Genomic DNA, 570 nt, shown 5'->3' with positions numbered 1-570 from the left:
TGCTGCCTTTCGCCATTTCTCGATCCACTCCCCAGTGGCGTGAATCGTCTTGCTTGGCAATGTAATCGCCCACGCTTACATGGCGCTTAATATCCAAGGCGCGTTTGCGAAAAGCATCGAGCGAAACTGGCGTTCCGTCCGCCTTAACCATTAGCCCAGCGCGTTCGCAGCACTGCTCCCAGCGCTCCAAAAGCAGATCATCAAAAATGGCCTCGGAGTCCATTTTCAATAAGGCGGAAAGCCTTGCTGCATGGCGCTTTGCCTTGAATTTCGCTTTCAAATACGCCTCGACCTTTTCACGGTCAATACGCTTATCAACACACCACAATTCATGCGTATGGGGGTGCCATCCATTATCCTCGCTCCATGTCACTTCCAATGACCTGATAAGCGAATCGAAACCGAACACCTCCTTAAAGCTGTTCCATGCCTTGCCTGTACGCAGCCTCTTCAATGCCTTGGCTTGCTTATCAAGAACATCGGCAAGCCGATCTCCTATCGAGTGGCTGAACGTAAAGGTGATCATGTTGACCGTCTTATTCGGTAACGAATACCAATAGTCAACGCCCT

1 pseudogene is annotated in these 570 nt (G+C 50.5%); it reads right to left on the bottom strand.

The features are described from left to right. Positions 1 to 526 (bottom strand): annotated as a pseudogene (locus R7Z77_RS27380) (hypothetical protein); the annotation flags it as partial. Between the last annotated feature and the right edge of the window lie 44 nt (positions 527 to 570).

It is taken from the genome of Vibrio sp. 1401 (assembly GCF_033340295.1).
The sequence above is the reverse complement of the archived record's forward strand: the minus strand, read 5'-3'. Positions and strand labels throughout refer to the sequence as shown.